2 protein-coding genes are annotated in these 1714 nt (G+C 70.0%); one reads left to right on the top strand and one right to left on the bottom strand.

The window, feature by feature from the left end; all coding sequences use genetic code 11:
- Positions 1 to 814: hypothetical protein (locus tag FKP22_RS33050; RefSeq protein WP_211361657.1), on the top strand; the 814-nt coding region annotated here is incomplete at its 5' end.
- A gap of 15 nt (positions 815 to 829) precedes the next feature.
- Here FKP22_RS33050 and FKP22_RS33055 read toward each other — a convergent pair.
- A partial coding sequence (locus FKP22_RS33055; protein ID WP_170201167.1) for a DUF6445 family protein occupies positions 830 to 1714 on the bottom strand: 885 nt, incomplete at its 5' end.

The following is a 1714-nucleotide window of genomic DNA, read 5'->3' on the forward strand; positions in this document are numbered from 1 at the left end:
GGCAGAGGCCGAGCTGGCGCTGTCTATCGCGCGCCGGTCCCATGCGCAGCAACCCGACCGCTGGCTGCTGTACGCCACCTTGTCGCATTACGTGCTGCGCCGCGCGCTGATCCTGTCGGCCGAGGCCGTGGTGCCGGAAATGCTGGCCGAGCTGGCCGCACTGGAAGACCCGTCCTGGCCGCCGCACCGCCGGCTCTGGCGCACCGAGCCCTTGGGCCTGCTGGGCCTGGTGCAGGGCGGTGCAGCGGCGGCGCAAGGCCTGCGCCTGCTGCGCGAGCACCTGGTGCTGGTGCAGGCGGCTGGTGGCAACGCGACGATGGTGCTGTTCAACCTGGTCGATGGCGAACTGAGCAACGGCGACGCCGAAGCGGCGGTGCGCACCGGCCAAGGTTTGCTGGACAGCCTGGAAGGCCAGCGCGACGCACACCGTTTCAAGATGATGGTGCAGATGAACCTGGCTGCCGCGCTGCTGCGACTGGACCGGCGTGCCGAGGCGCGCGCGCTGCTGCACAGCGGCTGGCCGGTGGCGCTGCGCTTCGAGTGGTATCCCTCGTATGCGGATCACCTCTCGCTGCTGCTGGCGATGGAGGGCCAGCACGCGCTGGCGGCGCGTTTGCTGGGCTATGCGGACGCGGCAGTGGCCCGCGAATCGCAGATCCGCCATGTCAGCGAGATCGACTCGGTGAGCCAGGCCACGGCGCTGGCCAGCGCGGCGCTGGGCGAAGCGGTGTTCCAGCAGCTGCGCAAGGAAGGCCAGGCGCTGGCCGACGAGCAGGTCGCGGCGCTGGCCTTCAGCGCCTCGCCTGGCATCTGAACAAGCCTCTTGAATTCAGCGCTGCCCTTCGAAGTGAAACAGCTGGACCAGCCGGCCGTTGGCCAGTGAGTCGCCGAACAGGCCGCTGATCGCGTGGAAAAAGTCGCTGCGGAAGACGATCAGGCGGTTGAAGCGCATGGGGATTTCGAACAGCCACTCCCAGGTCGCGTCGCGCTGGCGTTCCCAGTCGGCAAAGCTCTGCTTGCGGTTGGGCGGCAGGTGGCGCTTCTGGAAGTCCAGGAAGCTGGCGTAGCCGCCGGCCTTCAGCGTGGCGGCGTCTGGCCGGCCGACCCAGCCGGTGGCGCGGTGGCGGTAGAAGCTGGTGCCGCCCTGGCAGTGCTCGGGCAGGCTGAGGTAGAGCACGCCGCCGTAGATGTGCGGCTGCGTCGGGCTGTCGACATGCACGTCGGCGCGTGCGGCGTCCGAGGCCAGGCTGGCGCGCAAGGCGCCGGTGTCTGGCGAGTCCCATTTCAGCGGCTGGCCCAGCCAGTCGGCGATGCGCTGCATCGCGTCCATGCAGGGCTTCGGCGGGGTCTGAACGCCGGGGAAGTTTGCGCCTTGCTGGTAGGTTGCGGCTTGTTCGCACAGCGCCAGGGCCTGGGCGCGGAAGGCCAGCGGGTCGGGCAGGAAATCGTCGATGACCAGCAGGTCGCGCTCGGCGGCAGCAGCCTCCAGCGCGGCCAGGTCCAGGCCGGGCGCGGCGCGCAGCAAGGGCGCGGCGGCAGGGCGCGGCATGGCGAGGCCGGGTTGCACAAAGCCCAGCGTGAGGCGCTGGCGTGCGGTGTCTGAAAGTGCGTAGGCGCTTTCGGCGCTGGCCAGTGCTTCGTTTGCCGCCCAGCGCTGGTACTGCAGACGGGCCAGTGCTTCGTGCCATTCGGCGCGTGCCGGGCCGGTGTTGAT

It is taken from the genome of Ideonella azotifigens (assembly GCF_006519715.1).
Taxonomy (GTDB): domain Bacteria; phylum Pseudomonadota; class Gammaproteobacteria; order Burkholderiales; family Burkholderiaceae_C; genus Ideonella; species Ideonella azotifigens.